Source organism: Sphaerisporangium dianthi (assembly GCF_042654065.1).
Lineage (GTDB): Bacteria > Actinomycetota > Actinomycetes > Streptosporangiales > Streptosporangiaceae > Sphaerisporangium > Sphaerisporangium dianthi.
Map to the genome: position 1 here is coordinate 14,315 of NZ_JBHSFP010000030.1, position 26,219 is coordinate 40,533.

At 71.9% G+C, this 26,219-nt stretch carries 26 protein-coding genes and 1 riboswitch; of the genes, 9 read left to right on the plus strand and 17 right to left on the minus strand.

Going from position 1 to position 26,219, the window contains the following annotated elements; genetic code table 11:
• Window positions 1-71 precede the first annotated feature (71 nt).
• Genes ACFO60_RS31490 through ACFO60_RS31505 form a run of 4 tightly spaced genes read right to left on the minus strand, consistent with a single transcriptional unit; the run spans window position 72 to window position 3,744 of the window.
• Window positions 72-665, minus strand: a complete 594-nt coding sequence (locus tag ACFO60_RS31490; RefSeq protein ID WP_380847619.1) for a nucleotidyltransferase family protein — start codon at window positions 663-665, stop codon at window positions 72-74.
• A complete protein-coding gene (locus tag ACFO60_RS31495; RefSeq protein WP_380847622.1) occupies window positions 662-1,777 on the minus strand; it encodes an XdhC family protein in 1,116 nt (371 codons plus the stop codon). The genes ACFO60_RS31490 and ACFO60_RS31495 overlap by 4 nt, the downstream gene beginning before the upstream one ends.
• Window positions 1,770-2,897, minus strand: coding sequence for a vWA domain-containing protein (locus tag ACFO60_RS31500; RefSeq protein WP_380847625.1), 1,128 nt, complete (start codon window positions 2,895-2,897; stop codon window positions 1,770-1,772). The genes ACFO60_RS31495 and ACFO60_RS31500 overlap by 8 nt, the downstream gene beginning before the upstream one ends.
• Window positions 2,890-3,744 carry an AAA family ATPase gene (locus tag ACFO60_RS31505; RefSeq protein WP_380847830.1) on the minus strand — a complete coding sequence of 285 codons (855 nt, stop codon included), beginning with the start codon at window positions 3,742-3,744 and terminating at the stop codon, window positions 2,890-2,892. Before ACFO60_RS31505 ends, ACFO60_RS31500 begins: the two co-directional genes overlap by 8 nt.
• Window positions 3,745-3,931: 187 nt before the next feature.
• Between ACFO60_RS31505 and ACFO60_RS31510 the strand changes: the two genes are divergently transcribed.
• The 4 genes from ACFO60_RS31510 to ACFO60_RS31525 are packed head-to-tail and all read left to right on the plus strand — an operon-like array spanning window position 3,932 to window position 7,704.
• Complete coding sequence (locus ACFO60_RS31510; protein ID WP_380847628.1) at window positions 3,932-4,795, plus strand: ABC transporter permease; 864 nt, start codon at window positions 3,932-3,934, stop codon at window positions 4,793-4,795.
• Window positions 4,768-5,520: an ABC transporter ATP-binding protein gene (locus tag ACFO60_RS31515; RefSeq protein ID WP_380847631.1), complete on the plus strand. Its 753-nt coding sequence runs from the start codon at window positions 4,768-4,770 to the stop codon at window positions 5,518-5,520. The genes ACFO60_RS31510 and ACFO60_RS31515 overlap by 28 nt, the downstream gene beginning before the upstream one ends.
• The gene (locus ACFO60_RS31520) at window positions 5,517-6,554 is read left to right on the plus strand and encodes an ABC transporter substrate-binding protein (protein ID WP_380847634.1); all 1,038 of its coding nucleotides are present in this window, start codon (window positions 5,517-5,519) and stop codon (window positions 6,552-6,554) included. The genes ACFO60_RS31515 and ACFO60_RS31520 overlap by 4 nt, the downstream gene beginning before the upstream one ends.
• Window positions 6,555-6,558: 4 nt before the next feature.
• Window positions 6,559-7,704 carry an LLM class flavin-dependent oxidoreductase gene (locus ACFO60_RS31525; RefSeq protein ID WP_380847637.1) on the plus strand — a complete coding sequence of 382 codons (1,146 nt, stop codon included), beginning with the start codon at window positions 6,559-6,561 and terminating at the stop codon, window positions 7,702-7,704.
• Window positions 7,705-7,862: 158 nt separating this feature from the next.
• Here the strand turns inward: ACFO60_RS31525 and ACFO60_RS31530 are convergent, their stop codons facing one another.
• The 6 genes from ACFO60_RS31530 to ACFO60_RS31555 form a co-directional block, all read right to left on the minus strand.
• Window positions 7,863-8,318, minus strand: coding sequence for a PH domain-containing protein (locus ACFO60_RS31530; RefSeq protein WP_380847640.1), 456 nt, complete (start codon window positions 8,316-8,318; stop codon window positions 7,863-7,865).
• Window positions 8,319-8,367: 49 nt separating this feature from the next.
• On the minus strand, window positions 8,368-8,838 hold the full coding sequence (ribH, locus tag ACFO60_RS31535) for a 6,7-dimethyl-8-ribityllumazine synthase (protein WP_380847643.1): 471 nt from the start codon (window positions 8,836-8,838) through the stop codon (window positions 8,368-8,370).
• 61 nt (window positions 8,839-8,899) lie between these two features.
• A complete protein-coding gene (locus ACFO60_RS31540) occupies window positions 8,900-10,117 on the minus strand; it encodes a bifunctional 3,4-dihydroxy-2-butanone-4-phosphate synthase/GTP cyclohydrolase II (protein WP_380847646.1) in 1,218 nt (405 codons plus the stop codon).
• Window positions 10,114-10,734, minus strand: a complete 621-nt coding sequence (locus ACFO60_RS31545) for a nicotinamide mononucleotide transporter family protein (protein WP_380847649.1) — start codon at window positions 10,732-10,734, stop codon at window positions 10,114-10,116. The genes ACFO60_RS31540 and ACFO60_RS31545 overlap by 4 nt, the downstream gene beginning before the upstream one ends.
• On the minus strand, window positions 10,731-11,339 hold the full coding sequence (locus tag ACFO60_RS31550) for a riboflavin synthase (protein WP_380847652.1): 609 nt from the start codon (window positions 11,337-11,339) through the stop codon (window positions 10,731-10,733). The genes ACFO60_RS31545 and ACFO60_RS31550 overlap by 4 nt, the downstream gene beginning before the upstream one ends.
• Before the next feature lie 296 nt (window positions 11,340-11,635).
• Window positions 11,636-11,766, minus strand: a riboswitch (FMN riboswitch).
• A 173-nt stretch (window positions 11,767-11,939) separates the two neighbouring features.
• Window positions 11,940-12,749 (minus strand): oxygenase MpaB family protein, encoded by an 810-nt coding sequence (locus ACFO60_RS31555; protein WP_380847655.1) that lies wholly within the window; start codon window positions 12,747-12,749, stop codon window positions 11,940-11,942.
• A 401-nt stretch (window positions 12,750-13,150) separates the two neighbouring features.
• Between ACFO60_RS31555 and ACFO60_RS31560 the strand changes: the two genes are divergently transcribed.
• From ACFO60_RS31560 to ACFO60_RS31580, 5 genes are all read left to right on the plus strand, one after another.
• Complete coding sequence (locus tag ACFO60_RS31560; protein WP_380847658.1) at window positions 13,151-14,134, plus strand: ABC transporter permease; 984 nt, start codon at window positions 13,151-13,153, stop codon at window positions 14,132-14,134.
• A 41-nt stretch (window positions 14,135-14,175) separates the two neighbouring features.
• Window positions 14,176-15,966 carry an ABC transporter substrate-binding protein gene (locus ACFO60_RS31565; RefSeq protein ID WP_380847661.1) on the plus strand — a complete coding sequence of 597 codons (1,791 nt, stop codon included), beginning with the start codon at window positions 14,176-14,178 and terminating at the stop codon, window positions 15,964-15,966.
• Between the two features lie 69 nt (window positions 15,967-16,035).
• Complete coding sequence (locus ACFO60_RS31570) at window positions 16,036-17,016, plus strand: ABC transporter permease (RefSeq protein WP_380847664.1); 981 nt, start codon at window positions 16,036-16,038, stop codon at window positions 17,014-17,016.
• 37 nt (window positions 17,017-17,053) lie between these two features.
• The gene (locus ACFO60_RS31575) at window positions 17,054-18,112 is read left to right on the plus strand and encodes an ABC transporter ATP-binding protein (protein ID WP_380847667.1); all 1,059 of its coding nucleotides are present in this window, start codon (window positions 17,054-17,056) and stop codon (window positions 18,110-18,112) included.
• Between the two features lie 47 nt (window positions 18,113-18,159).
• On the plus strand, window positions 18,160-19,149 hold the full coding sequence (locus ACFO60_RS31580; protein ID WP_465269893.1) for an ABC transporter ATP-binding protein: 990 nt from the start codon (window positions 18,160-18,162) through the stop codon (window positions 19,147-19,149).
• 81 nt (window positions 19,150-19,230) lie between these two features.
• Here ACFO60_RS31580 and ACFO60_RS31585 read toward each other — a convergent pair whose 3' ends face one another.
• The 7 genes from ACFO60_RS31585 to ACFO60_RS31615 form a co-directional block, all read right to left on the minus strand.
• A complete protein-coding gene (locus ACFO60_RS31585) occupies window positions 19,231-19,608 on the minus strand; it encodes a GntR family transcriptional regulator (protein WP_380847673.1) in 378 nt (125 codons plus the stop codon).
• Complete coding sequence (locus tag ACFO60_RS31590) at window positions 19,605-20,438, minus strand: hypothetical protein (protein ID WP_380847676.1); 834 nt, start codon at window positions 20,436-20,438, stop codon at window positions 19,605-19,607. Before ACFO60_RS31590 ends, ACFO60_RS31585 begins: the two co-directional genes overlap by 4 nt.
• 100 nt (window positions 20,439-20,538) lie before the next feature.
• A complete protein-coding gene (gene rpe, locus ACFO60_RS31595; RefSeq protein ID WP_380847679.1) occupies window positions 20,539-21,204 on the minus strand; it encodes a ribulose-phosphate 3-epimerase in 666 nt (221 codons plus the stop codon).
• A 147-nt stretch (window positions 21,205-21,351) separates the two neighbouring features.
• Complete coding sequence (locus tag ACFO60_RS31600) at window positions 21,352-23,451, minus strand: NACHT domain-containing protein (protein ID WP_380847682.1); 2,100 nt, start codon at window positions 23,449-23,451, stop codon at window positions 21,352-21,354.
• A gap of 301 nt (window positions 23,452-23,752) precedes the next feature.
• A complete protein-coding gene (locus ACFO60_RS31605; protein WP_380847685.1) occupies window positions 23,753-24,361 on the minus strand; it encodes a Uma2 family endonuclease in 609 nt (202 codons plus the stop codon).
• 91 nt (window positions 24,362-24,452) lie between these two features.
• A complete protein-coding gene (locus ACFO60_RS31610; protein WP_380847688.1) occupies window positions 24,453-25,076 on the minus strand; it encodes a response regulator transcription factor in 624 nt (207 codons plus the stop codon).
• Window positions 25,073-26,203, minus strand: coding sequence for a sensor histidine kinase (locus ACFO60_RS31615; protein WP_380847691.1), 1,131 nt, complete (start codon window positions 26,201-26,203; stop codon window positions 25,073-25,075). The genes ACFO60_RS31610 and ACFO60_RS31615 overlap by 4 nt, the downstream gene beginning before the upstream one ends.
• Window positions 26,204-26,219: the final 16 nt, after the last annotated feature.

The window sequence follows — 26,219 nt, forward strand, 5'->3', positions numbered from 1 at the left end:
GTGCCCCGGACGGCATGCGGGGAAGGCGACGAGCGCGCCATCACCTGCCGGGACGCTCGCGCTCCCGCCGGTCAGGAGCGGCCGAGGGCGTCCAGGTCGCCGAGGGTGTCCAGGTCGCCGGGGGTGTCGACGTCGGCGGGGTCGCCCGCGTCGTCGCAGGGCACCATGGTCACCAGCTCGGGGTGGGCGCGCAGGAACGGGCGCGCCCCGACGTCGCCCTCGGCCAGCGCCCGCACGCTGTGGAAGTGCTCGCGCGCGATCAGCACGGGGTTGCGCGGCGCGCCGCCGTAGGAGGCGACCGCGACGGCGGCCCCCGCGCGGTAGGCGGCCACCAGGCGGCGCACGGCCTCCGGGCGGATCAGCGGCTGGTCCACCAGCGCGATCACCACCGCGCCGGCCTCCCGCGGCACCGCCGACAGGCCGGCCCGCAGGGACGACCCCATGCCCGTCGCCCAGTCGGGGTTGTGCACCGCCAGGGCGCCGGGGACGCCGGCGCGCGCGGCGCCCAGCACCACCACGACCGGGTCGCACCCGCCGTCCCGCAGCAGCCGAACCCCGCGATCGGCGAGCCGCTCCCCCGCGTACTCCACCAGCGCCTTCGGCGCGCCGAACCGCCTGCCGCCGCCGGCGGCCAGCAGCAGGCCCGCCACCCCGGGCGCGGTCATGCCCCCTCGCCGGCGGGCTCGCGGCCGTGGATGCGGCCGCTGGTGTCGGTCAGCGCGCGCCCCGAGCCGCCCCAGCGCAGCTGGATGAGCTCGGCGGCGATCGACACGGCCGTCTCCTCCGGGGTCCGGGCGCCGAGGTCCAGACCGATCGGGGAGCGGAGGCGCGCCACCTCATCCTCCGTCAGGCCGGCCTCGCGCAGCCGCGCCAGGCGGTCCTCATGAGTGCGGCGCGAGCCCATGGCGCCCACGTATCCGGCGGAGGTCCGCAGGGCGACCTCCAGCAGCGGGACGTCGAACTTCGGGTCGTGGGTGAGCACGCAGATGACGGTGCGCCCGTCGATGTGCGCGGTGGACAGATAGTCGTGCGGCCACTTCACCACCACCTCGTCGGCCTCGGGGAAGCGCTTGGCGGTGGCGAACACCGGGCGGGCGTCGCAGACCACGACGTGGTAGCCGAGGAACTTGCCGATGCGCGCGACGGCGGCGGCGAAGTCGATGGCGCCGAACACGAGCATGCGCGGCGGCGGCGCGAAGGAGTGGACGAACACCGCGAGGTCGTCCAGCCGCCGCTCCCCTTCGGCGCCGTACCTGCGCACGCCCGTGAGGCCCTGGGCGAGCATGCCGCGCGCGTCGTCGTCCACGGCGGCGTCCAGCCGGGCCGGGCCGAGCGACCCCGACGCCCTGGCGGGCCAGGTGACCCGGCGCGCGCCCACCCGCCCGGGACCGGACATGACGGTCGCGACCGCGACCGGCTCCTGCCGCCGCACCGACGCGGCGATCTCGCCCAGTTCGGGGAAGGCCTGCCTGGACACCGGCTCGACGAGGACGTCGATGATGCCGCCGCAGGTGAGCCCGACCGAGAAGGCGTCGTCGTCGCTCACCCCGTAGCGCTGCAGCACCGGGCGGCCGGTGGCGACGACCTCCCGGGCCAGCTCGTACACCGCGCCCTCGACGCAGCCGCCGGACACGCTGCCGACGACCTCCTCCCCGAGGACGGCCATGGAGGCTCCCGGGGGCCGCGGCGCGCTGCGGAAGGTGCCGACGACCGTCGCCAGGCCGAAGCGTTCCCCGGCCTCCCACCACCGCAGGATCTGCGACAGCACGTCACGCATGCGACAGCCTTTCCGCGAGTTCCTCGAAGGCCGCCAGGCTGTGCCCCGCGACGAACGCGCCGACGTGGGGCAGGGCGGCGCGCATGCCGCCGGTCAGCGGCCGGTAGCCCTCGCGGCCCTTGTGCGGGTTGACCCACACCACCCGGCGGGCGAGGCGGGACAGCCGCGCCATCTGCTGCCCGAGCAGGGAGGGGTCTCCGCGTTCCCAGCCGTCGGAGGCGATCACCACGACCGCGCCCCGCGCGCAGGACCAGCGGTCGAGGAACTCCTTCAGCTCCTCCCCGAGCCGGGTGCCGCCGCTCCAGTCGGGGATGGCCGCCGAGACCCGGAGCATCGCCGTGCCGGCCTCGCGATGGCGCAGCTCGGAGGTGAGGCGGGTGAGCCGGGTGCCGACGCTGAACACCTCGGTGGCGCGCGGTTCGCACCGCACCAGCGCGTGGGCGAAGCGCAGCAGCGTGTCGGCGTAGGGGGCCATCGACCCGCTGACGTCGACGAGCAGTACGACGCGGCGCGGTCGCGAGCGGCGCGCGCGGCGCCGCAGGCGGGCGGTCTCGCCTCCCCTGCGCAGGGTCTCGCGCATCGTGCGGCGGGGGTCCAGGCGGCCGCGGGCGGCCGGGGCGTACCGCCGGGAACGGCGCTGCTCGCGCCGGGCGCGCAGCATCGCGAGCAGGCGGTGGATCTCCTCGCGCTCGGCGGCGGTCATGCGGGCGACGTCGCGCCGCCTGAGCACCTCGGTGGCGCTGGCGGTCGCCGCGAGGGCCTGCCGCTCGGCGGGCTCGCGCGTCCCGGCGCCGTCGGTCGCGGCCGTGTGCCGGACGACGGTCACGACCGGCGGGGCCGTGCGGCCCGCGCGGGCGCGGTCGCCGCCGAAGTAGGCCGCGAAGCACCGGTCGTAGCGGGGAAGGTCGTCGGGGCCGGCGCACAGGGTCAGGCGGCCGGCCCAGTAGACGGCGTCCGGGTCGGCGGCGCCGAGGTGGCCCGCGGCGCGGACGAACGCCTGGGTGCGCTCGTGATCGGCGGGGACGCCCGCCGCCCGCAGCGTGCGGGCGAACCCCGTCATGGTCGCGGTGACCTCCCCCATGGCCTGCGCGTCACGCCCCAAGGCCTTCGCGTCACGCATGGCGCAGCAGGCCGTTCGCCAGGGCGGCCTCCTGGTCCTCGCGGTACTTCAGCACCGCGCCGAGGGTCGCGGCGGCGAGCCCGGGATCGAGGTCGCGGGCGCCGAGGGTGAGCAGGGCCTCGGTCCAGTCGAGGGTCTCGGCGACGCCGGGCGGCTTGAGCAGCCCGGCGCCGCGCAGCCGCCCCGCGGCGGCGGCCACCTGGCCGGCGAGGGTCTCGGTGCACGCGGGCAGCCGCCGGCGCAGGATGGCGACCTCGCGGTCGAAGGCCGGGTGCTCCAGCCAGTGGTACAGGCAGCGGCGCTTGAGCGCGTCGTGCACGTCGCGGGTGCGGTTGGAGGTCACGACGACGACCGGGGGCGTCGCGGCGCTGATCGTGCCGAGCTCGGGGATGGAGATGGTGAAGTCGGACAGCACCTCCAGCAGGAACGCCTCGAACTCGTCGTCGGCCCGGTCGATCTCGTCGACCAGCAGCACGCTGGGCTGGGTCTCGAGCGCCCGCAGCAGCGGGCGGGCGATCAGGAAGCGCCGGTCGTACAGCTCGCCCTCCAGGCGGGCGGCCTCGCCCGCGCCGGTCGCCCCGGTCGCCTCGGCGGCCTTGAGGTGCAGGAGCTGCCGGGCGAAGTCCCAGTCGTAGAGGGCCTGGGCGGCGTCGAGGCCCTCGTAGCACTGCAGGCGGATGAGCGGCGCGCCCAGCACGGCGGCGAGCGTCTTGGCCAACTCGGTCTTGCCGACCCCCGCCTCCCCTTCCAGGAAGAGGGGGCGGCCCATCTTGAGCGCGAGGAAGCACGCGGTCGCGAGCCCCTCGTCGGCGATATAGGCCCGCTCGTCGAGCAGTTCGGCGAGCATGGCGGGGTTCTCGACGTCGGACGCCCGGAGTGTCTCGTGCCGCACTCCCTCAGATTACGCGTCCCGGCGCCGGCGGGCGCCGCGGCGGGACGGGTGATCGCGCGGCGAAATACCTATTGACTTGGTAGGAATTGAAGGCAACTATGGGGGGACGGACGCCCCACGCGACGACTTTGCGAGGTCCCCCATGTCCACCCCCGCACTGGATGCCCAGCCGGTACGCGGGCCGGTCCCCGCCCCCCTGGTGACGGCCCGCCGGCCGCTCCGCACCCGGCCGGCCGCCGCGCCCGGCCGGACCAGGGCATGGCGACGGTGGGTCAGCCCCCTGGCCGCCGTGGCCCTCTGGCAGGCGGCCAGCGCCACAGGGCTGCTGCCCGAACGCCTGCTCGCCTCCCCCACCACGATCGCCGTCACCGCCGCCGACCTGGTCACCAGCGGCACGCTCCCCGAGGCCATCGCCGTCTCGCTCCAGCGAGTCGTCGCCGGGTTCCTGCTCGGCGGCGCCTTCGGCGTGCTGCTCGCCCTGGTCGCCGGGCTCAGCAGGGCGGGCGAGAACGCCGTCGACCCGCTCATGCAGATGCTCCGCGCGCTGCCGTTCTTCGGCCTCATCCCGCTGTTCATCCTGTGGTTCGGCATCGGCGAGACCCCCAAGGTCGCCCTCGTGGCGCTCGCCGTCTCCTTCCCCCTTTACCTCAACACCTTCGCGGGCATCCGCGGCGTCGACGGCAAGCTCGCCGAACTGGCGCGGACGCTGAAGCTCGGCCGCGCCGCGCTCATCAGGCACATCGTGCTCCCCGGCGCGCTGCCGCAGACGCTGGTCGGGCTGCGCCAGAGCCTCGGCGTCGCCTGGCTCGCGCTCATCGTGGCCGAGCAGGTCAACGCGGACGCCGGCCTCGGCTTCATGATCAACAACGCGCGGGAGTTCCTGCGCACCGACGTCATCCTCGTCGGCCTGCTCGTCTACAGCGCGCTCGGCCTGCTCACCGACGCGGCCGTGCGGCTCATGGAAAGGAGGGCCCTGACATGGCGACGCGGGTTCCTGGGCGAGTAGCCGTCATCCGGGGCCTGACCCGGCGGTTCGGCGAGCGCGCCGTGCTGGACGGGCTCGACCTCGACATCGCTCCCGGCGAGTTCATCGCCCTGCTGGGACGCAGCGGCTCGGGCAAGTCCACGCTGCTGAGGGCGCTGGCCGGCCTGGACGGCGGCGCCGAGGGCGAGCTGGAGGTGACCGGCTCGGTGGCCGTCGCCTTCCAGGAGCCGCGCCTGGTGCCGTGGAAGCGGGTGCTGGCCAACGTGGCGCTGGGCCTGGCCGCCCCCGACGCCGCGCAGCGCGCGCGGCGGGCCCTCGCGGAGGTCGGGCTGACCGAGCGGGCCGGCGCCTGGCCCCTGACGCTGTCCGGCGGCGAGTCCCAGCGCGCCAGCCTGGCGCGCGCGCTGGTCAGGGAGCCCGGCCTGCTGCTGCTCGACGAGCCGTTCAGCGCCCTGGACGCGCTGACCCGCATCACCGTCCACCAGCTCGTCCTTCGGCTGTGGGAGGCGCACCGGCCCGCCGTCCTGCTGGTCACCCACGACGTGGACGAGGCCCTCATCCTCGCCGACCGGGTGCTGGTGCTCCAGGACGGCAAGATCGCTCACGAGGAGCTCATCGGCGCGGCCCGCCCTCGGCACCGCGACCATCCCGACCTTGTCTCCATGCGCGACCGCCTGCTCACCGCCCTCGGCGTCGGCTCCGAGGCCGGCACCGCCCACCAGACCGTCCCCGGAGGCCGGCGATGACCGCCCTGCCCCGCGTCTCCACGAAAAGGAACACGATGATCACCAAGGCCGTACGGCTGCTGACGGCCCTGGGCCTGGCGGCGGCGCTCACCGCCTGCGCGGGCTCGAAGCCGGACGCCACCACCGGCGGCGCGGCGGAGGCCGGCTCGTCGGAGGTCACTCTCAAGATCGGCGACCAGAAGGCCGGCTCCCAGGTGCTCCTCACCGCGGCAGGAGAGCTGAGCGGATTGCCGTACAAGATCACCTGGGCGCAGTTCACCTCCGGGCCGCCCCTGCTGGAGGCCGTCAACGCCGGAGGCGTCGACCTCGGCGGGGTCGGCAACACCCCGCCGATCTTCGCGGCGGCCGCCCGCTCGAAGATCGCCGTGGTGGCGGCCGAGAGGCAGAACGTCACCGGGCAGGCCGTCCTGGTGCCCTCCGGGTCGGCCATCACCTCCCCCGCCCAGCTCAAGGGCAAGCGCGTCGCCGTCGCCAAGGGGAGCTCCGCCCACTACCACCTGCTCGCCGTGCTGAAGAAGGAGAACCTGTCCTTCAAGGACATCACGGTGAGCTACCTGCAGCCCGCCGACGCGCTGGCCGCCTTCACCTCCGGGCGCATCGACGCCTGGGCCGTCTGGGACCCCTACACCTCGCAGGCGCGCATCGGCAACGGCGCCAAGGTGCTCATCGACGGTAACGGCTACGTCAACGGCTACGCCTTCCAGGTCGCCGGGCGGGCCGCGCTCTCCGACGCGGCCAAGGCCGGGGCCATCCGCGACTACCTCGCCCGGCTGCAGCGGGCGAAGGTCTGGGCCAACACCCACCAGGCCGAGTGGGCGAAGGTCTGGGCCAAGGAGACGGGCCTGCCGCTTCCGGTCACGACGGCCGCCGCCGCCAACCGCACCACCACGCCGGTGCCGGTCGACGACACCGTGATCGCCTCCGAGCAGGAGATGGCCGACGCCTTCACCGCCGAAGGGCTGATCCCGGGCAAGGTCGCCTTCGCCGACTACACCGACCGCCGTTTCAACGACATCGTCACGAAGGACGCCTAGAGTCATGACGCTGAAATTCCACTGGTTCCTGCCCACCTCCGGCGACAGCAGGGCGATCATCGGCGGCGGCCACGGGCTCTCGCGCGGGCACGGCCGCACCGCGGCGAGCGCGTACCGGCCGCCGTCCATCGACTACCTGGGGCAGATCGCCCGGTCCGCCGAGCAACTCGGGTTCGAGGCGGTGCTCACCCCGACCGGCACCTGGTGCGAGGACGCCTGGCTGGTCACCGCGGCGCTCACCCAGCAGACCACGCGGCTGAAGTTCCTGGTCGCCTTCCGGCCCGGCTTCCTGTCCCCCACCCTGGCCGCCCAGATGGCCGCCACCTACCAGCGCATCTCCGCCGGGCGGCTGCTGCTCAACATCGTGACCGGCGGCGAGGGCGCCGAGCAGCGCCGGTTCGGCGACCACGCCTCCAAGGACGAAAGGTACGCGCGCACCGACGAGTTCCTGTCGGTGGTGCGCGGGGCGTGGAGCGGCACCCCCTTCGACTTCGCCGGCGCCCACTACCGGGTGGAGGGCGCGACGGTGGCCGAGGTCCCGGACCCGGTGCCCGAGCTGTACTTCGGCGGATCCTCCGCGGCGGCGGGCGGCGTCGCCGCGCGGCACGTGCAGACCTACCTCACCTGGGGCGAACCGCCCGCCCAGGTCGCCGAGAAGATCGCCTGGGTGCGCGGCCTCGCCGCCGAACAGGGGCGCACGCTGCGGTTCGGCGTCCGGCTGCACGTGATCACCCGGGACACCTCCGAGGAGGCGTGGGCGGAGGCCGGCCGCCTGCTGTCGCGCATCGACCCCGCCGACGTCCGCACCGCGCAGCAGACGCTGGCCCGCAGCGAGTCCGTCGGGCAGAAGCGCATGCTCTCGCTGCACGAGGACTACCGGCGCGACGGCGGCGGCGTCCACGACCTGGAGGTGTACCCGAACCTGTGGGCCGGCGTCGGCCTGGTGCGCGGCGGCGCGGGCACCGCGCTGGTCGGCAGCCACTCCGAGGTCGCCGACCTCATCGAGGAGTACGCCGCCCAGGGCATCACCGAGTTCGTCCTGTCGGGCTACCCGCACCTGGAGGAGGCCTACTGGTTCGGCGAGGGCGTCCTGCCCGAGCTCCAGCGCCGCGGCGCCCTGGACCGCGCCCTCGTCCCCGTCACCGCCTGACCCACCCGCCTTCCCACTCCGGGGCGCCCGCCCACTCTGTGAGGTTCGTCCCTCCGGGAGCTGAAGGTCGTACCCGTGGATGCGCCCGTCCCCGGTGGCCCGGGCCGGTCGTTCGCGTCCGGCCTGGGCCACCGGCATGGCGCCCCGGCGCGAGGAGTTCAGCCGCGGTCGGGGGCCTCGCCGTAGGCGTGGATGAGGGCGCGCAGTTCGGCGACGGCCTTGCGGGAGCGGGCCTTCTCGGCGCCCTGGATGCCCATGGCGCCGACGCTGGAGCCGTCGGCGAGGTCGAGCTTGGGCCACGGCTCGCCCTCGGGCATGGTGACGCCGAGCACCTCGGGCCACTCGTACCGGTGGGTGCGGACGGCGTTGACGACGGTGACGCCGCAGTCGTCGGCCTCCACCCGCAGCCGGCCGAGCAGGTGGAGGATGAAGGCGACCAGGCACCCGAAGGCCACCACGCCGATCTTGTCGGGCAGCTGGAACGGGTGGGGCAGCAGCACTGCCAGCACGATGGACCCCAGCACCATCACCGTGGCGATGCCGTACGCCAGGACCATGGCGCGCCGCGGGCGCCAGGTCACCGGCAGGGGCGGCGGAAGCTCGCTGTCAGGCACGGCGGCCCGTCCTGTGGCGGCGGCGGGTGGATCGGCGCGGCAATTTCGCTCATCCCTTCAGGTCACGCAACACCATCGCTGTCTCGATCGCCGCGACCGTGGCCTCGTACCCCTTGTCCTCATGGCTGCCGGGGAGGCCCGCCCGGTCGACGACCTGATCAAGGTTGTCACATGTCAGCACCCCGTTGCCCACCGGAGTCGACTCGTCCAGGGACACCCGGGTCAGTCCCGATGTGACCGAGTCGCAGACGTACTGGAAGTGGGCGGTCTCACCCCGGATGACCACGCCGAGCGCGACGACGGCGTCGCACCGCCGGGCCAGGGCCTGGGCCACGACGGGGACCTCCAGCGAGCCGGCCACCCGGACGGTGACCCATTCGGCCCCGCAGTCCTCGGCGGCCCGCTCGGCGCGGGTCACCAGCTGGTCGGTGATCTCCTGGTGCCAGCGGGCCGCGACGATGCCGACCCTCATCCCCTCGGCGACGACGGGGGCGGCCTTGGGCCGTCCGGTACCGCTCACCGGTCCTCCTCTCCTGCCGCGCCGCGCGCGGATCCGCCGGCGGCGCCGGCCCGCGTGCGGCTCATCGGACTCCTTCGATCTGGTGGCCGAGGCGGTCGCGCTTGGCCGTCAGGTACTTGATGTTGTGCTCGTTGGCCGCGACGGGCATGGGCACGCGGCCGAGCACCTTGATGCCGTACCCGTCCAGCCCGCGCAGTTTGGCCGGGTTGTTGGTCAGCACGCGCACCGACTTCACGCCGAGGTCGGCCAGCATCTGGCCGGCGTTCGAGAACTCCCGGGCGTCCACCGGCAGGCCGAGCTCGAGGTTGGCGTCGACGGTGTCGCTGCCGTTGTCCTGGAGGCTGTAGGCCTTCAGCTTGGCCAGCAGCCCGATGCCGCGCCCCTCGTGCCCGCGCAGGTAGACGATCACTCCCTGGCCCTCGGCGGCGACGGCGCGCATGGCGTGGTCGAGCTGCACCCCGCAGTCGCAGCGCAGCGAGCCGAGCACGTCGCCGGTCAGGCACTCGCTGTGCGCGCGCACCAGGACGTCCTCCCCGTCGCCGAGGTCCCCGTACACCAGGGCCAGGTGCTCGCCGCCGTCGATGCCGCTGGCGAAGCCGTACGCCCGCCACACGCCGTACTTGTTGGGGATCTCGGTGACGGCGACCCGCTGCACGACCCGTTCGGTGCGGCGGCGGTACTCGGCGAGCTGCTCGATGGACACCAGCGCGAGGTTGTGCTCGTCGGCGAACACCCGCAGCTCGGGCAGGCGCGCCATCGTCCCGTCGTCGTTGACGATCTCGGCGAGCACCCCGGCGGGGGTGAGCCCGGCCAGGCGGGCGAGGTCGATCGCCGCCTCGGTGTGGCCGCGCCGGGCGAGCACCCCGCCCTCGTGGTAGCGCAGCGGGAAGATGTGGCCGGGGCGCGCCAGCTCGAACGGCTCGGTGGCCGAGTCGGCCAGGGTGCGGATGGTCTGGGCGCGGTCGGCCGCGGAGATGCCGGTGCTCACCCCGTCGCGGGCGTCCACGCTGATCGTGTACGCCGTGCGCAGCCGCTCGCGGTTCTGGTGGACCATGAGCGGCAGGCCGAGGCGGTCCAGGTCCCGGCCGAGCATGGGGACGCAGATCACGCCGCTGGTGTAGCGGATCGTGAAGGCCAGCAGCTCCGGGGTGGCCTTGGAGGCGGCGAAGATGATGTCGCCCTCGTTCTCCCGGTTCTCGTCGTCGACGACGAGAACCGGCCTGCCTTCGCGGATGTCGTCGATCGCCCGCTCTATCGGGTCCAGCGTGATGTCGCTCATGCCGTTGCCACCTCCAGCCGGCGGCCGTACTGCCGCCGCCATTCACGAATGCCGAGCAGGACCATGACGAAGAAGATCCCGTACACCACGCCGGAGACGACGAGGCCGGAGTTGAACGCCAGGGGGACGCCCACCAGGTCGACGGCGATCCAGATCCACCAGAAGTCGATCAGGGCCTTGCCCTGGGCGTAGGTCGCGATGGCGCTGCCGACGAAGATGTAGGCGTCCGGGAGCGGCGCCCACGACCAGCCGGTGTAGGAGAAGAACAGGGCGACGAGCGCCGTGGCCGCGACCATGACGGCGACCAGCGTGAGGCGCTCGCCGGCGCGGCCGGGGCGCACGGCCAGCGCTTCGCCGTGCTTGGTGCCGCGTATCCAGCGGATCCAGCCGTACACCGCGAGCAGGCCGAACATCGCCTGCTTGAGCGCGTTGCCGGTGATGTGCGCCTGCACCGAGGCGACGAACAGCAGCACCGAGCCGACGAGCTGCACCGGCCAGGTCCAGATGGTGCGCTTCATGGCGAGCAGGACGGTCGACAGGGCGCAGATGTTGCCGATCAGGTCGGTCCACAGCAGGTGCTGGCCGAACAGGTCGAACCCGGCCTTGGTCCAGTTCACGACGCCACGCCCTGCCCGCGGGCGGCGACGAGCTTCTCGATGTACTTGGCGATCACGTCGACCTCGAGGTTGACCGGGTCGCCGGGCTTCTTGCGGCCGAGGGTGGTGAGCTGCAGGGTCGTCGGGATCAGGCTGACGGCGAACTCGCCGGGCGGCACGCCGGTGACGGTGAGACTGATGCCGTCGACGGCGATCGAGCCCTTCTCGACGACGTACCGGTCGAGCTCGGCGGGCAGGGACACCCGCACGACCTCCCAGTGCTCGGCGGGCTCGCGCGAGAGCACGACGCCGGTGCCGTCCACGTGACCCTGCACGATGTGGCCGCCGAGGCGCTGGTCGGCGCGCACGGCGCGTTCGAGGTTGACCGGGTCGCCGGGCACGAGGGAACCGAGCGAGCTGCGGACGAGTGTCTCTTTCATCACATCCGCCGTGAAGACGTCCCCGCGGGCCTCGACGACGGTCAGGCAGACGCCGTTGACCGCGATCGACTCTCCGTGGAGGGCTCCGGGGGCGACGGCCGGGCCGCGGATGGCGAAGCGCGCCGCGTCGGGCAGCGCCTCCACGGCGGCTATCTCGCCGAGTTCCTCGACGATTCCAGTGAACATCAGATCTCCTTGTGCGACGCGGCCGGCGCCAGGCCGGAGCGCGGGCCGATCGGTGACGTGCATGAGGAGGCAACTCGCCGGGACGTGTGCGTCTTCCGCGGAGCACGGGAGATCCACGCCGGGACTGTCACGGCGGGTGACGGCGCGGCGCGCTCGACGGCGCGGCACGCGCGAACTAACGATCGGCCCACCCGGTCCCCTCCTACTCGCCAGTAGCTTTCTTGCCACGGCGGGCCCCGGGGTGATCGGGTGCGACATGCACCACAGAGGCGTGCGGCGACGGATCGCCGGACGCATCGCGCGCTTCCTCCCATCCGGACTTTAACCGTCGGTCCTGGAGTTCCACCAGGTCAACCGGCCGATGGACTCGGCCGGGTCGCGGACTGTCACCGCCGGTTCGGAATTTCACCGACCCCGGAGCACGCTGCTCAGCTATCAGTGTGCCACGCCCGGCAAAGCGGACGTAACCCGCGATGACCCCTACGGCAAGCAAGCACTTGCTACATGGGGTACCCCCAGCTCTCGCCAGGTCCAGGCCCCGTCAGGCGCCGACATGAGGCCTGGACGCCGTCAGGCGGCCGGCATCGGGCCCCGCCGCCGTCAGGCGGCCGACATCAGCCGCCGGGCCCGCCTGGCGTCCGGGCCGTAGCGAAGGCCCTCTGGGATGACCCGGGTGCCGCGGTACAGCGCCTTGAGCGAAGCGCCGGCCCACAGGTCCTCGAGCGGCGTCGCCGGCAGCCCGTACAGCCTGCGCGCCCAGCGCGGCAGCGTCGCGAACGCGAGCAGGGTGATCATCGGGACGGCCGCCCTGAGCGCGGCGAGCCGCAGGGGCACCGGCGCGTTCAGCGACAGCAGCAGCGGGTGGGACGCCTCGGGGACGAAGTACAGGCCGGGGCGCTCGGCCTCGATGTAGGCGCGCATCTCGGCCACCGAGCCGGGGACGTCGCCCGCGCGCAGTCCGACGAGCCGGGCCGAGCGCCGCTGCTCGGCCACGAACCGGTCGGCGTCCTCGCCGCTGAGCGCCACGCCGGCGCGCCGGGCCACGGTCAGGTAGGAGTCGACCTCGCCCACGTGCACCCAGCGCAGCGCGCCGGGGTCGTCGAGCCGGAAGTCCTCGCCGGTGTCGGGGTCGTGCGCGGTGAGCGAGGCGTGGATCCTGCGGACCCTCGCGCCGGCCCTTTCGGCCTCGGCGCGGGTGCCGTAGGTGCGGACCCGGACGAACTCGGTGGTGCGCAGGAAGCGCGCCCACGCCTCGTGGGGGTCCAGGAGGGCGGAGTTCTGCACCAGGCCGCGCATCGCGCGGGGATGCAGGCCCTGCATGAGGAGCGCGCGGAAGCCGCCGACGAACTGGACGGGCTCCCCCATCACCCGCCACGTCACCGACCGCGGACCGAAGAGGCCGTAGTCCATCGCGCGCCACCCCCGCCGAACCTGTAAGTGATGCCTTACCCCGCAATCCGCCGCACACACGGGGGATGCGGCGGACGGGGAGCCTTTGGTCAAGGCGGCTATGCGGGCGGTCGTGTCATGACCGCGTCTTGGTCGTGTCACAGAATCGTGACACAGCGAATGATGGAGGTGAAGTAGTCTGTCGTACGGCATCGCCGCAGGTCAATGGGGTAGCGGACACAACCTGATTGATATTGCACAACGAACGTCGAAAAGGCGTCTCAAAAGCGTCCCGGAGATTGACCAACGGGTCATTCATTGCCAAAGTTCCCTCTAGTAACGATTTACTGCGATCCGATCTCTGGGGTGGCACCCGCACAATGGCTCTCCCCTCTCCGGCCGGGACGGGCGTTTCCGATCCCGTGGACACCGTTCAGGCCGCGACCGCCGGCACCGGCGAGACCTCCCTGGTGGGCCGTTCCCCGGCCCAGCTCATGTGGCGGCGTTTCCGCCGCGACAAGACAGGCATGGTCTCCGCCGTCATCGTGCTGTTCTTCATCCTGGTGGCCCTCGCGGCGCCGCTGATCTCGGCGGTGTACGGCAAGGACCCCTACACCACCTACGGGCTGGACGACCCCGGGCTGCTCAACGCCTACGGCTTCCCGATCCTGCCGAACGGCGGCATCAGCTCGCAGTTCTGGTTCGGCATCGAGCCCGGTCTCGGCCGGGACGTGTTCACGCAACTGGTGTACGGCATCCGCACCTCGCTGCTGATCGCACTGGCCGCCACGGCCATCACGACGGTCCTCGGCATCGTGGTCGGCATCGTCGCCGGATACGTGGGAGGGCGCACCGACTACTTCATCGGCCGCGCCATCGACGTCCTGCTGTCCTTCCCCTCGACGCTGTTCATCATCGCGTTCATGCCGGTGCTGGAGAACCTCCTGGTCAAGCCCGAGGAGGAGACCCCGGTCTGGCTGCGCGCCGCCGCGCTCATCGTCTTTCTGACCGTGTTCGGCTGGGCGGGGCTCGCCCGGCTGCTGCGCGGCAACGTGCTGTCGCTGCGCGAACGGGAGTTCGTCGAGGCCGCGAAGGTCACCGGAGCGTCGCCGGCCAGGATCATCTTCAAGGAGCTGCTGCCGAACCTGTGGACCCCGATCCTCATCCAGTCGACGCTGCTGCTGCCGGCGTTGGTGACCTCCGAGGCGGCGCTGTCGTTCCTCGGCGTCGGGATGATCGAGCCGGTGCCCGACTGGGGGCGCATGTTCCTGCGCGGGACCGAGGTCTACCAGACCGACATCACCTACCTGATGTTCCCCGGTGTCGCGCTCCTCATCTTCGTCGTCGCCTTCAACCTCCTGGGTGACTCGGTCCGGGACGCCTTCGACCCCAAGATCAGACATTGACCCGGCCACGCACCCTGCACACATCTATGACCAGGAGAGAAATGTCAGCACGAACGCGGTCCGCTCTGGCCGTCGTCGCCATCGGATCCCTCGCGCTCACCGCGGCGTGCTCCCAGGGCAACGCCGGCGCGCCAGCCACGAGTTCCGGCCCCTCCGCGTCCGCGTCCGCGACCAACCTCACGGATCTGTTCGCCCCGCCGAAGGTCTCCATCGGCACCGCGGACGACTCCAAGGGCCCCGCCATCCCGCCGGAGGGCGTGGTCAAGGGCGGCACGGTCAACATGATCGACCGTGACGACTACCCGCACCTCGACCCGGGCCGGGTCTACGACAACGTCACCGCCAACTTCCACGAGATGATCACCCGCCAGCTGACCGGCTACAAGCGCGTGGCGACGGGCGAGTACAAGGTCGTCGGCGACCTCGCCACCGATGCCGGCCAGGCGTCCGACGGCGGCAAGACCTGGAAGTTCACCCTGAAGGACGGGGTGAAGTGGCAGGACGGGTCCCCGATCACCTCCGGTGACGTCAAGTGGACCATCGAGCGGCTGTTCGCCCCCTTCATCACCGAAGGCCCGCCCTACATCCAGCAGTGGCTGACGGAAGAGGACTACAAGAAGGCCTACGGGGGGCCCTACAGCGGCAAGGAACTCGACACCATCGAGACCCCCGACGACAAGACGGTCGTCTTCCACTTCACCTCGCCGCACGCGGACGCCAACTACGCGCTGGCCATGACCGGATACGGCATCGTGCCCAAGGCGAAGGACACCAAGGAGAAGTACGACCAGGAGCCCGTCTCCAGCGGTCCGTACATCATCGCCAAGCACACCGTCGACAAGTCGATGGACCTGGAGCGCAACCCCAACTGGGACCCGGCCAGCGACCCGCTCCGCGGCGCCTACCCCGACAAGTGGCACCTGGAGTTCGGCTTCCAGGCGCTGCAGGTGACCGACCGGTTCATCGCCGACACCGGCGACGACAAGAAGACCCTCAGCTTCTACGGCCACGTCGCCGCCGAGCGCACCCAGCAGGTCGTCCAGGACGCGAAGCTGCAGGAGCGCCTGCTCAAGCAGCCCTCGCCGTACGGGGACTACTACTACTTCAACCTTGACCGGGTGAAGGACATCAAGATCCGCCAGGCGATCAACTACGCCTGGCCGACCCAGCAGATCATGCAGATCAGCGGCGGCCCCGCCAGCTCGGTGATCAACACCACGATCCTCAACCCGAGCGTGTCCGGGTGGCAGGACTACGACGCGTTCGGCATGAAGCAGCACCCCCAGGGCGACATCGCCAAGGCCAAGGAACTGCTGGCCCAGTCGAGCGACCCGACGCCGACCATCGTCTACGGGTTCAACGACACCCCGACCGAGCAGCGCATCACGGTCGCCATCAAGAACCAGCTCGCCAAGGCCGGCATCAAGGTCGTCTCCAAGCCGATGAACACCAAGACCTGGTACGACGCGACCGGCAAGGTGGACAACGGCCTGGACATGTACTGGGGCGGCTGGGGCGCCGACTGGCCCACCGCGGCCACCGTCTTCCCGGTGATCTTCGGCCCGGTCCACGACGGCGGCTACAACCAGTCGCACCTGAAGGACCCGGCCATCACCGCGGAGATCAAGCGCATCGAGGGCCTGTCCGACGCCACCGAGGCCAACCAGGCATGGGGCGCGCTCGACAAGAAGATCATGGAGACGGTCACCCCGCTGGTGCCGGCGCTGAACAACGTCGGCCTCCAGCTGCACGGATCGCTGGTGGGCGGCGCCGAGATCGACCCGATCAGCTGGGTCATCTCGCCGAACACCATCTTCGTGAAGTCCTCGTAGCAGTAGCACCTCCCGGCTCCGGGGCGCCCGCGCGGCGCCCCGGAGCGCCTCAACTGAGATCGACAGGCCATGCTCAGATTCCTGACTCGCCGGACCCTCGGCGCAGCGGTCATCCTCGTGATCATCGCCGCAGTGACGTTCTTCCTCTTCTTCGCCGTACCCGCCGACCCCGCGCGGCTGGCCTGCGGAAAGGTGTGCCCGCCCGAGTCGCTCGCGCAGGCGCGGCACAATCTGGGCATGGACCAGCCGATCTTCGTCCAGTTCGTCACCTGGCTGGCCGGCATCTTCGTCGGGCGGGACTACGAGGGCCTCGGGCACTGTCCCGCGCCGTGCCTTGGATACTCGTTCGTCAACCACGCCCCGGTCTTCGCCACGATCATCGACCGGATGCCGGTCACGATCTCCCTGACCCTGGGCTCCGCCGCCATCTTCCTGGTCTTCGGCGTGGGCGCGGGCATCATCGCGGCCCTGAACCAGGGCAAGCCGCTCGACAAGATCGCCAGTGTCGCGTCGCTCATCGGCGCCTCGGTGCAGATCTACTTCGTCGGCACGCTCGCCATGTACTTCCTGGTCTTCCAGTGGCACATCATCGAACGCCCGCAGTACGTGCCGTTCACCGACAACCCCCTCCAGTGGGCGTACGGGCTGCTGCTGCCCTGGATCGTGCTCGCGATCATCTTCACCGCCAACTACACCCGCATGGCCCGCTCCACGATGGTGGAGCAGCTGTCTGAGGACTACGTCCGCACGGCGCGGGCCAAGGGCATGCCGGCCCGCACGGTGATCCTGCGCTTCGCGCTCCGCGGCACGCTCACCCCCATCGCCACGATCTTCGGCATCGACGTCGCCACCCTCATCGGAGGCGCGATCATCACCGAGACGACGTTCAGCCTCCAGGGCATCGGGCGGCTGTCCATCCAGGCCGTCCTCAACTCCGACCTGCCCATGCTCATGGCGACGGTCCTGCTCGCCGCGGCCGCGATCGTCGTGTTCAACGTCATCGTGGACGCGCTCTACGCCGTCATCGACCCGCGCGTCCGCCTCAGCTAGGTGTCACCCGCTAGACCGCTCGACTAGGAGCCACCGCTTGACCGCCGTCACACTCTCCGACGCAAGCCCCGGCCGACGGGGCGACTCCTTCCTGTCCGTGCAGGACCTGCGCGTCTCCTTCCAGACCGAGGACGGCGTGGTGAGAGCCGTCAACGGGCTGTCCTTCGAGGTGGAGAAGGGCACGACGCTCGGCATCGTGGGCGAGTCCGGCTCGGGAAAGTCGGTGACCAACCTGGCCATCCTGGGCCTGCACGACACCGAGCGCACCGAGCTCCACGGCGAGATCTGGTTCGAGGACCAGGAGCTGATCGGCGCGAGCCGCACGGCCATGGAGCGGCTGCGCGGCAACCGCATCGCCATGATCTTCCAGGACCCGCTGACCTCGCTGTCGCCCTACCACACCGTGGGCCGCCAGATCTCCGAGGTGTACCGCAAGCACAAGGGCGCGAGCAAGAAGGAGGCCCGCGACCGGGCGATCGAGATGCTGGAACGCGTCGGCATCCCGCACGCCAGGACCCGGGTGGACGACTACCCGCACCACTTCTCCGGCGGCATGCGGCAGCGCGTCATGATCGCCATGGCGCTGGTGTGCGACCCTGACCTGCTGATCGCCGACGAGCCGACCACCGCGCTGGACGTCACCGTCCAGGCGCAGGTGCTCGACCTGCTCAAGGACCTGCAGCAGCAGATGGGCACCGCGATCATCCTGATCACCCATGACCTCGGCGTGATCGCCAGGACCGCGCACCAGGTGCTGGTCATGTACGCGGGCCGGGCCGCCGAGCGGGGCACCGTCCGCGAGGTGCTGACCGAGCCCCGCCACCCGTACACCTGGGGGCTGCTCTCGTCCATCCCCCGGCTCGGAGCCTCGGTGGACGTGCCGCTCACGCCGATCAGGGGAACCCCTCCGAGCATGCTCGCCCCGCCGCCCGGGTGCCCGTTCCACCCGCGATGCGACTACGTCAAGGCCGCCGGGCCGGAGCTGTGCACCGGCGAGCGGCCCGACCTGTCGCCCGCCACCGGGCACGGGGACGCGTGCTACCTGACGATCGCGCAGAAGCAGGAATTCCTCGGACAGATCAAGGGACGACCGTGACGACGCCGCTGCTGGAACTCGAAGGGCTGACCAAGTACTTCCCGGTCATGGGCGGCTTCGTCCTGAAGCACCAGGTCGGCAAGGTGCACGCCGTCGACGGCGTCGACCTCGCGGTGAACGCCGGCGAGACGGTGGGGCTGGTCGGCGAGTCAGGGTGCGGCAAGTCCACCCTGGGCAGACTGGTCGCCCGGCTGCACGAGCCGACCGACGGCAAGATCCTCTACCAGGGGAACGACATCGCGCGCAGCTCGCGCCGCGAGCTCAAGCCCATCCGCCGCGACATCCAGATGATCTTCCAGGATCCCTACAGCTCGCTCAACCCGCGCCAGACCGTGGGCGCGATCGTCGGCGGCCCCATGGAGATCAACGACGTCCGGCCGGAAGGCGGCGTCCAGAAGCGCGTCCAGGAGCTGCTGGAGATCGTCGGCCTCAACCCCGAGCACTACAACCGGTTCCCGCACGAGTTCTCCGGCGGCCAGCGGCAGCGCATCGGCATCGCCCGCGCGCTCTCCCTGTCCCCCAAGCTGATCGTCGCCGACGAGCCGGTGTCCGCGCTGGACGTGTCCATCCAGGCCCAGGTGGTCAACCTGCTGCAGCAGCTGCAGCGGGACCTCGGCATCGCGTTCCTGTTCATCGCCCACGACCTCGCGGTGGTCCGCCACGTCTCCCAGCGGGTGGCCGTGATGTACCTCGGCAAGATCGTCGAGGTGGGCGACCGGCGATCGATCTACGAGCGTCCGCGCCACCCGTACACCCACGCCCTGCTGTCGGCCGTCCCCGAGGTGGAGCTGCCCGAGGAGGGCGCCCAGCCGACCGAGCGGATCCGGCTGGCCGGCGACGTCCCCTCGCCGATCGACCCGCCGTCGGGCTGCCGGTTCCGCACGCGCTGCTGGAAGGCCAAGGAGAAGTGCGCCGCCGAGGCGCCTCCGCTGCTGCAGATCAGCGGCAACCGCGACGGCCACCTCACCGCCTGCCACTTCCCCGAGGAGCCCACCGTCCACGGCCACGACGTCGTCCTCGACCCCGCCCTCGCCTGACCCGCGCCTGACCCGCGCCTGACCCGGCGTGAGGCCGCTCACGGGGAGGCGGGTCACGAGGAGGCCGGTCAGGGAGGCCGGTCACGAGGAGGCGGGCGCCGCCAGGCCGGGGGTCAGGGCCGCCCGGACGATGCGGATCGCCTCCTCCGGGTCGATGCCGACGCTGGACACCACGGCCGCGTACTCGGCGGCGGCGCGGCGCGCGCGCTCGCGCCCCTGCTCGCCGGCGGCCGCCACGAACGTGCCCGCCCGCCCGCGGGTCTCGATCAGTCCCGCCTCCTCCAGCTCCCGGTAAGCCCTGCCCACCGTGTTGACGGCCAGGCCGAGATCGGCCGCGAGGTTGCGGATCGTCGGCAGCCGGGACCCCACGGCCAGCGTGCGGTCCTGGATCTGCCTGGCGAACTGGGCGCGCAGCTGCTCGAACGGCGGCACGGGCGAGGACCCGTCGATGACGATCATCGGGCGCTCATGGCTCGCCGTGCCGCCGTCGCGCTCGGAGGAGTCTTCGCGTGGAGCACCGCGAGCGCGACGACGCCCAGGAGCACGGCGGCGATCGAGGCGGCGCTCAACCATCCGGGCGAGGTGCCGAACAGCAGCACCACGGGCAGCGACCATGGCACCCCCGGCGCGGTGATCTCGCGCGCGTCTTCGATCCGCATGATGACGTCGGCCATCAGAGACACCTCGTCCTCGGCCACGACCGGGCGGGCCAGCAGATCGCGCAGCCGCAGGGCGGCGCCGGCGGCGACGCCCGCCAGGCCGATCAGCAGGACCAGGGCCGCGTACCGCACGGCGGAGTCCTGGACCGTCAGGGCGCTCACGGCCAGCGCCATCGCGACGGCGTACGTGGCCACCGCGAAGGCCGCGAACGGCCGGCCGAGCACGGCCCGCCATCCGGGCTGGACCGCGTGGGCCGCCCGTCGCGACAAGGCGGCGCCGGCACGCCGGTCGACGCTCCGCACCCACCGGTCGAGCAGCCACCGGACCACCAGCAGTCCGGCGATCAGCGCCGTCAGGATCAGCAACGGCGCCGGCTGGCGCGGCTTCGCGCCGATGAGCGCGGCGGTGGAAAGCCCGCCGTAGGCCTGTGTGAGCGCGGCGGCGATGATCAACACGGCCAGCGTGACGCTGTCGGCGATGCGCGCGCGTCGCCGCACCACCAGACGCGCGGCCAGCAACGGCGTCGGCCGGGCGTCCGCCAGACCATGCCGCGCCAGCCAGTCGCCCGCCTCCCGGAGATCGTCTGGACGTTCCTGCGGGGCGGCCCCCGATAACGGTCCGCTCGTCATGGACCCTCCCTTTGTCGCAATGCTTGTCGCAACATAGTGCGTCATACCTTGCGACAAAGTCAACCGACCGGTCGGCGGGCGCGTGGGGCGGGGGCGCGTGTCAGGCTCCGGCGCGTTCGGCCTGGGCGCGCAGGTCTCGGACGGTCTGGGCCGGGTCGTCGGAGCCGTAGACCGCGTTGCCGGCGACGAAGACGTCGGCCCCGGCCTCGGCGCAGCGTTCGATGGTCGTGGAGGAGACCCCGCCGTCGACCTGCAGCCAGATCTCGCCGCCGTGCTTGCGGATCAGCTCACGAGCCTTGCGGATCTTGGGAAGCATGATGTCGAGGAACGACTGCCCGCCGAAACCGGGCTCCACCGTCATCACCAGCAGCATGTCGATCTCACCGAGCAGGTCCTCGTAGTCCTGCACGGCGGTCGCCGGGTTGAGCGCGAACCCCGCGCGGGCCCCGGCCTTGCGGATCTCGCGCAGCGTGCGCACCGGAGCCCTGGCCGCCTCGGCGTGGATCGTGACGCTGCCCGCCCCGGCCTCGGCGTAGCCGGGCGCCCAGCGGTCGGGGTTCTCGATCATCAGATGGCAGTCGAGCGGCAGGTCGGTCGCCTTGACCAGGGACTCCACCACCGGCAGCCCGATGGTGAGGTTCGGCACGAAGTGGTTGTCCATGACGTCGACGTGCAGCCAGTCGGCGGCGCCCGCGACCTTCGCGGCCACGTCCGCCAGCCGGGCGAAGTCGGCGGTCAGGATGCTGGGTGAGATCTGTACGGCCATGATGCCGCAGTCTAGAACCCCGGCTCCCCGGCCCGGCACACCCCCGGCGGCGCGGGCGGGCAGGGCCGCCGGTCACGCGCCCTGGCACCGCCGGTCATGCGCCCCTGGCACCGCCGGTCGCGCGCCGGGCGCCGGCGCGCCGTCCGGTCAGGCCTTGTGGCCGGCCGCCCGGGTGGCGATGGCGTCCAGGTGAGCGGGATCGATCCGGCCCAGCCCGTCGGTGAGCGAGGCGAAGAACTCCATCAGGGACCGGTGGACGAAGATGTACCCTTCGCCGACCGAACGCAGGAACAGGCACTGCACGGCGTGGTCGAGGAACGGCCTGCTCGGCAGGGGGAACAGGCCCTCCCGGCGGAGTACCCGGCGGACCCTGGCCTGCTGGAGTGCCGCCCAGCCGCCCAGCAGGCCGACTCCGTACAGCGTGACCGCGAAGACGACCAGCCCGGCGAACGCCAGACCGTGATCCACGCCCGCCGTAGTCGTCACGACCAGACCGGCGAACGCCCCGCAGGCGGCGCCGAGAGCGAGAGCCGCCCGTGAGCCGGCCGCCAGCACCGACCACACCATCGGGCTCGGCACCTCGCTCCACCGGGCCTGAGGCTCGGCGCGGCGCACCGGGCCGGCGAACTGCCGTACCGCGGCCGCGGCCACCGCCGTGACGACGGCCGTGGCCGCCGCGTATCCCGCCATCGCCACCCCGCCCTGCCCGAGGCCGAACAGCGGGCCCACCGCCGCTCCCAGCCCGAAGGCGACGAGATGCGGCCGCCAACGCCGGCCCCCCCGCCCGTAGAAACTGACCGGCAGGTGTCTCTCGATCCCGATGTACCACCCGAAATCATGCCTGAGCTCCATGAAGGCGTACCTCCAAGCGGAGCGGACGGACCCGCCCCGCCCATCGGGCCGCCGCGCCATGTCCTGTTCGACGGAGAGACTGAGCAGGTCCAGCGGTAACGGGGCGAACGTGTCCCGGCGCTCCCGGCCGAACAGCGCCCCGAGGAAGGCGGCGGCGAGCGCCCCGGGCCAGCCGGACACGACGAAGGCGGGGATCACCAGGGCCAGGCTCCCGGCGAAGCCCAGAATCTGCGCTTTCATGAAGCGGATGTCCCCACCCGCGCCCCACAGGTGGTCGACCCGGTCGGGGGTGAAGAGCACCTGCGCGTCAGCGCGCATCCGGTTCGCCAGGTACGCCAGCCAGGTCACCGTCTGGTGGACGCTGAACCGAGGGCTGCTCCGGTGACGCAGCATGGTGACCGTGTAGGCGGAGAAGAGCGTGGCCAGACGCTGCTCGTCGCTGAGCGGCCCGGTGTCCGTCGCGGGCGCGCCGTCGCGATAGGCCAGCGCCATGACGCTCAGCAGCAGCGGCGAGTCCAGCATCCGCCACAGCCCGGGGTCGACGTCCAGCGCCGCCCGCATCCCGGCCAGCCCTACGCCCGCGCGGACCAGGAAGTCCTCGACCGCGGCACGTTCCAGAGGCAGGATCGTGAGCGTGCCGTACAGCTCCAGGGTCGCGTTCAGCTTCTGGTGGTCGGAGGTGCGGCAGCAGACGACGAGCGGCGTGAAGCCGTGCTCGCGCCGGAACCCGTTGATCTCCCGGACGCACTCGTCGCGGTGCTCGGCCGCCACCTCGTCCAGGCCGTCCAGCAGCACCGCCAGCCGGTCGTCCGCGACCCACGCCTCGGCGTAGCGCAGCGGGATGTCGTAGCGGGAGCCGATCTCCCGGGCCACCCACGCGGCGAAGGGCTCACGCGTCACGGCCCAGCCGGGCAGTTGCAGGACGACCGGTATCGGCTCACGGTCGTCGGCGGCGGCCCGGCCGAGCAGCTCGCGCAGCAGCTCCAGCAGCAGGGTGCTCTTGCCGGCGCCGGGCGCGCCGAGGATCAGCATGACCTTGCCGAGCTCGTCGTACACCTTGGGGACGGCACCGGCCGACCACGGCCCGTGATCCCGTCCGGAGCGCGAGGCGGTCGTCCGCCAGGGGTGCGGCAGGTCGGCGGACACTTTCAGCCCGAGCTCGACCCGCGCCTCCTGGTAGAGGGAGTGGTCGAGCACGCCGTCGATCCAGCTCCGCCGCATGCGCTCCAGCAACGCGGCTCTGCCCTGCGCGTGGTCCCCGGTGTACCCGGTGGCGGGCGTCCCGGTGAGGCCGAGAATGATCAGGCCGGCCGCCAGCAGCAGGAACCACGCCGGCCACACCACCCATCCGGACAGCCCGAGCGAGTCCAGCAGGCTCGAGGCGAGATTGGTCACCAGACCGAAGATCCCGCTGACCAGAAGGGCCGCGACGGCCAGCAGGACCGGTTTGGGACCGGTCCACCTCCGGAGGCGTCGCCGGATCACTGCGGATAATCGGGGCCGGACCACCGGGGCAGCCTCCAGGACAGACGCTCCGACAAATGAACCGCCCGATGCTACCGCGCCCCCATTCCCCACACCGCCCGAACGACAACTCACCTCGTCCCGGACATCGGAGCGGCCGGTTGTGGCCCGGACCCTCCATCCAGCAGGGCTCGACCGCCACGGCGGCTCGCACCGGCCGTACGGCACCGGGTCAGACGCGTTCGAGGTCGGCGAACGACGTCTCGATCTTCATTCCTTCGGGAAGCTCGGTGACCAGCGTCCCTCTGTGCACGGCGGCCAGCTGATAGTTGCGGTTGCTCCAATCGAGGCGATACTCCTCGACAGAGCCGACCCGGTCGCCGTCCATGACGACGATGAGATAGACCGGTATGCCCTGGGCGGCGTACTCGGCGCGTTTGTCGTTGAAGTCGACCTCGTCATCGGAGGATGTGATCTCGACGGCGACCAGGACGTCGCCGGACCACAGACGCTCGCCGGGATCCAGGCAGTGGAGGACGCTGATGTCCGGTCTCCGGAAGGTGAATCTCTTCCCGGCTTGGGTGACATGCGGGTTGCGATGGCGGTAGCGCATGTCGGTGTCCTGGAGGACGTCGATGCAGGGATGCGAGGGGCGAGCCGCCAAGAGCGCGAAGGTCAGATTGCGGGAGACGCGCTGGTGCCCCGGTGTCGGCGACTCACAGAACACCACGCGGCCGTCCACGACCTCGATCGTCTTGCAGATCTCCTCCGGCAGCGCCTCATACTCCTCCTCCGTGATGAGCAGGCTGGACGGATCGGTGGCCCAGGCTGGGAGGGGCATGTGAGACTCCTTCGGAAGGGCCGGGCTCCGCCGAGGTCGATCCTAGTGTCCCATCGGACGCACGCCCCGGCGTTCGACCTCGCCTGGGGTGTCAGTTGTGGCGGGGGCCTTCCATCCAGCCGGACTCGACGGCGATGCGGACGGCGTCGGTCCTGTTCCTGGCGCCGGTCTTGGTGATGACGCTGGAGATGTAGTTGCGCACCGTCGCCGCCGACAGGTGCAGTTCGGCGGCGATCTCCCCGGTCGTGGCGCCGGACCCGACCAGGCCCAGCACGGCGGCCTCGCGGTCGGTGAGCGGGGTGGCCGTGGCGCTCATCGCGGCCAGGGCCATGGAGGCGTCGATCACCCGCTCGCCCTGGTCGATCCTGCGGATGCTCTCGGCCAGCCGCTCGGTGGGGGCGTCCTTGAGCAGGAAGCCGCTCGCGCCCGCCTCCATCGCCCGCTTGAGCAGCCCGGAGTGGGCGAGCGCCGTGAGGATGAGCACGCGGCAGGCGGGCATCGCCCGCTTCAGGCGGACGGTCGCCTCGATGCCGTCGATGCCCGGCATCTCGATGTCGATGACGGCCACGTCGGGGGCGGTGACGAGGGCGTGGGGGACGACCTTGTCGCCCCTGTCGATCTCGGCCACGACCTCGATGTCGCCCGTCAGGTTCAGCAGGGCGGTCAGGGCGCCTCTGACGACGCCGTGGTCCTCGGCCAGCAGGACGCGAATCATCGGTGACCACTCTCCCGATCGTGTACGGCGGGCAGCCACACCCGCACCTCGAACTCGCCTTCCCCCGTGCCGCCCGCCTCCAGGGCCCCGCCCAGTCTGCCCACCCTCTGACGCAGCCCGGCGAGCCCGGATCCGCGTCGCGGGCCCGCTTCGCGGCGGGCGCCGTCGTTGCGCACCAGCAGGTGGACACGCCCGCCGGACTCGTCCAGCTCGATCACGCAGTGCCGGGCGTCGCTGTGCCTGACGATGTTGGTGGCCGCCTCGCGCACCATCCAGCCGAGCGCGTCGCCCGTCTCCTCGTCGATCTTCTTGATCCCCAGACGCAGGTCGCAGCTCGCGCCGGTCAGCTCGATCAGCGCGACGGCCGCCGACAGCTCGGCGCCGAGGTCGAGCGAGCGCCGGGCCGCCACGACGTCGCCGATCTCCTCGCGCGCCTCGCTGGCGATGGCGATGGTGGCCTCGACCTCGCCCGCGGCGCGCTTCCTGTCCACGTCGGCGAGGGCCAGGGCCAGCTCCGTCTTGAGGGTGATCGACGCGAGCGTCTGGCCGAGCAGGTCGTGCAGCTCCCCCGCCATGCGGATGCGGTCCTGGTCCACGGCCACCTCGGCCAGGGCGACCCGCAGCTCGCGCAGCTCGCGCACGAACCTGGCGTAGTGCACGATGCCGGCGGCGACCACCGAGGCGACGAGCACTCCGGCGCTCCTCTGCAGGGCGGGCACGGGCACAGGGGCCCACCCCGCGAGCGTCAGGGGGTACTCGGCGGCGGCCACGGCGAGCAGGACGCCGACGCCGTACCGGAAGCGCAGCAGGAGCAGCCCGGCGGTGGCGACGATGAGCGGAGTGTAGATCCAGACCGACCCCAGGAACGGGATCGCGCCGTAGACGACGACCGCGAACAGCAGGAAGATCCGCGCCCGGTGCGGTCCTTGGCTCGTTCCCGCGATGTGCCTGGCGACGATCCGCGCGTACACCACGAGCAGCCCGCCGAGCAGCACGACCGCCAGCAGGGCCCGGCCCGGGTCGCCGACGAGCAGGAAGGCGAGCGGGGTGAGCGCCCACAGCGCCCCGGTCGCCGCGACGACGCCCGTGGTCAGCCACTTGACCTGTGCTTCGCTCTCCTGGCCCACAGGCGGTCTCCCTATG

What these genes read in the sequence shown, in the direction of transcription:
- ACFO60_RS31490 (WP_380847619.1), bottom strand. Translation starts at nt 665, where the DNA reads ATGACCGCGCCCGGGGTGGCGGGCCTGCTGCTGGCCGCCGGCGGCGGC.
- ACFO60_RS31495 (WP_380847622.1), bottom strand. Translation starts at nt 1,777, where the DNA reads ATGCGTGACGTGCTGTCGCAGATCCTGCGGTGGTGGGAGGCCGGGGAA.
- ACFO60_RS31500 (WP_380847625.1), bottom strand. Translation starts at nt 2,897, where the DNA reads ATGCGTGACGCGAAGGCCTTGGGGCGTGACGCGCAGGCCATGGGGGAG.
- ACFO60_RS31505 (WP_380847830.1), bottom strand. Translation starts at nt 3,744, where the DNA reads ATGCTCGCCGAACTGCTCGACGAGCGGGCCTATATCGCCGACGAGGGG.
- ACFO60_RS31510 (WP_380847628.1), top strand. Translation starts at nt 3,932, where the DNA reads ATGTCCACCCCCGCACTGGATGCCCAGCCGGTACGCGGGCCGGTCCCC.
- ACFO60_RS31515 (WP_380847631.1), top strand. Translation starts at nt 4,768, where the DNA reads ATGGCGACGCGGGTTCCTGGGCGAGTAGCCGTCATCCGGGGCCTGACC.
- ACFO60_RS31520 (WP_380847634.1), top strand. Translation starts at nt 5,517, where the DNA reads ATGACCGCCCTGCCCCGCGTCTCCACGAAAAGGAACACGATGATCACC.
- ACFO60_RS31525 (WP_380847637.1), top strand. Translation starts at nt 6,559, where the DNA reads ATGACGCTGAAATTCCACTGGTTCCTGCCCACCTCCGGCGACAGCAGG.
- ACFO60_RS31540 (WP_380847646.1), bottom strand. Translation starts at nt 10,117, where the DNA reads ATGAGCGACATCACGCTGGACCCGATAGAGCGGGCGATCGACGACATC.
- ACFO60_RS31550 (WP_380847652.1), bottom strand. Translation starts at nt 11,339, where the DNA reads ATGTTCACTGGAATCGTCGAGGAACTCGGCGAGATAGCCGCCGTGGAG.
- ACFO60_RS31555 (WP_380847655.1), bottom strand. Translation starts at nt 12,749, where the DNA reads ATGGACTACGGCCTCTTCGGTCCGCGGTCGGTGACGTGGCGGGTGATG.
- ACFO60_RS31565 (WP_380847661.1), top strand. Translation starts at nt 14,176, where the DNA reads ATGTCAGCACGAACGCGGTCCGCTCTGGCCGTCGTCGCCATCGGATCC.
- ACFO60_RS31570 (WP_380847664.1), top strand. Translation starts at nt 16,036, where the DNA reads ATGCTCAGATTCCTGACTCGCCGGACCCTCGGCGCAGCGGTCATCCTC.
- ACFO60_RS31580 (WP_465269893.1), top strand. Translation starts at nt 18,160, where the DNA reads ATGGGCGGCTTCGTCCTGAAGCACCAGGTCGGCAAGGTGCACGCCGTC.
- ACFO60_RS31585 (WP_380847673.1), bottom strand. Translation starts at nt 19,608, where the DNA reads ATGATCGTCATCGACGGGTCCTCGCCCGTGCCGCCGTTCGAGCAGCTG.
- ACFO60_RS31590 (WP_380847676.1), bottom strand. Translation starts at nt 20,438, where the DNA reads ATGACGAGCGGACCGTTATCGGGGGCCGCCCCGCAGGAACGTCCAGAC.
- rpe (WP_380847679.1), bottom strand. Translation starts at nt 21,204, where the DNA reads ATGGCCGTACAGATCTCACCCAGCATCCTGACCGCCGACTTCGCCCGG.
- ACFO60_RS31605 (WP_380847685.1), bottom strand. Translation starts at nt 24,361, where the DNA reads ATGCCCCTCCCAGCCTGGGCCACCGATCCGTCCAGCCTGCTCATCACG.
- ACFO60_RS31610 (WP_380847688.1), bottom strand. Translation starts at nt 25,076, where the DNA reads ATGATTCGCGTCCTGCTGGCCGAGGACCACGGCGTCGTCAGAGGCGCC.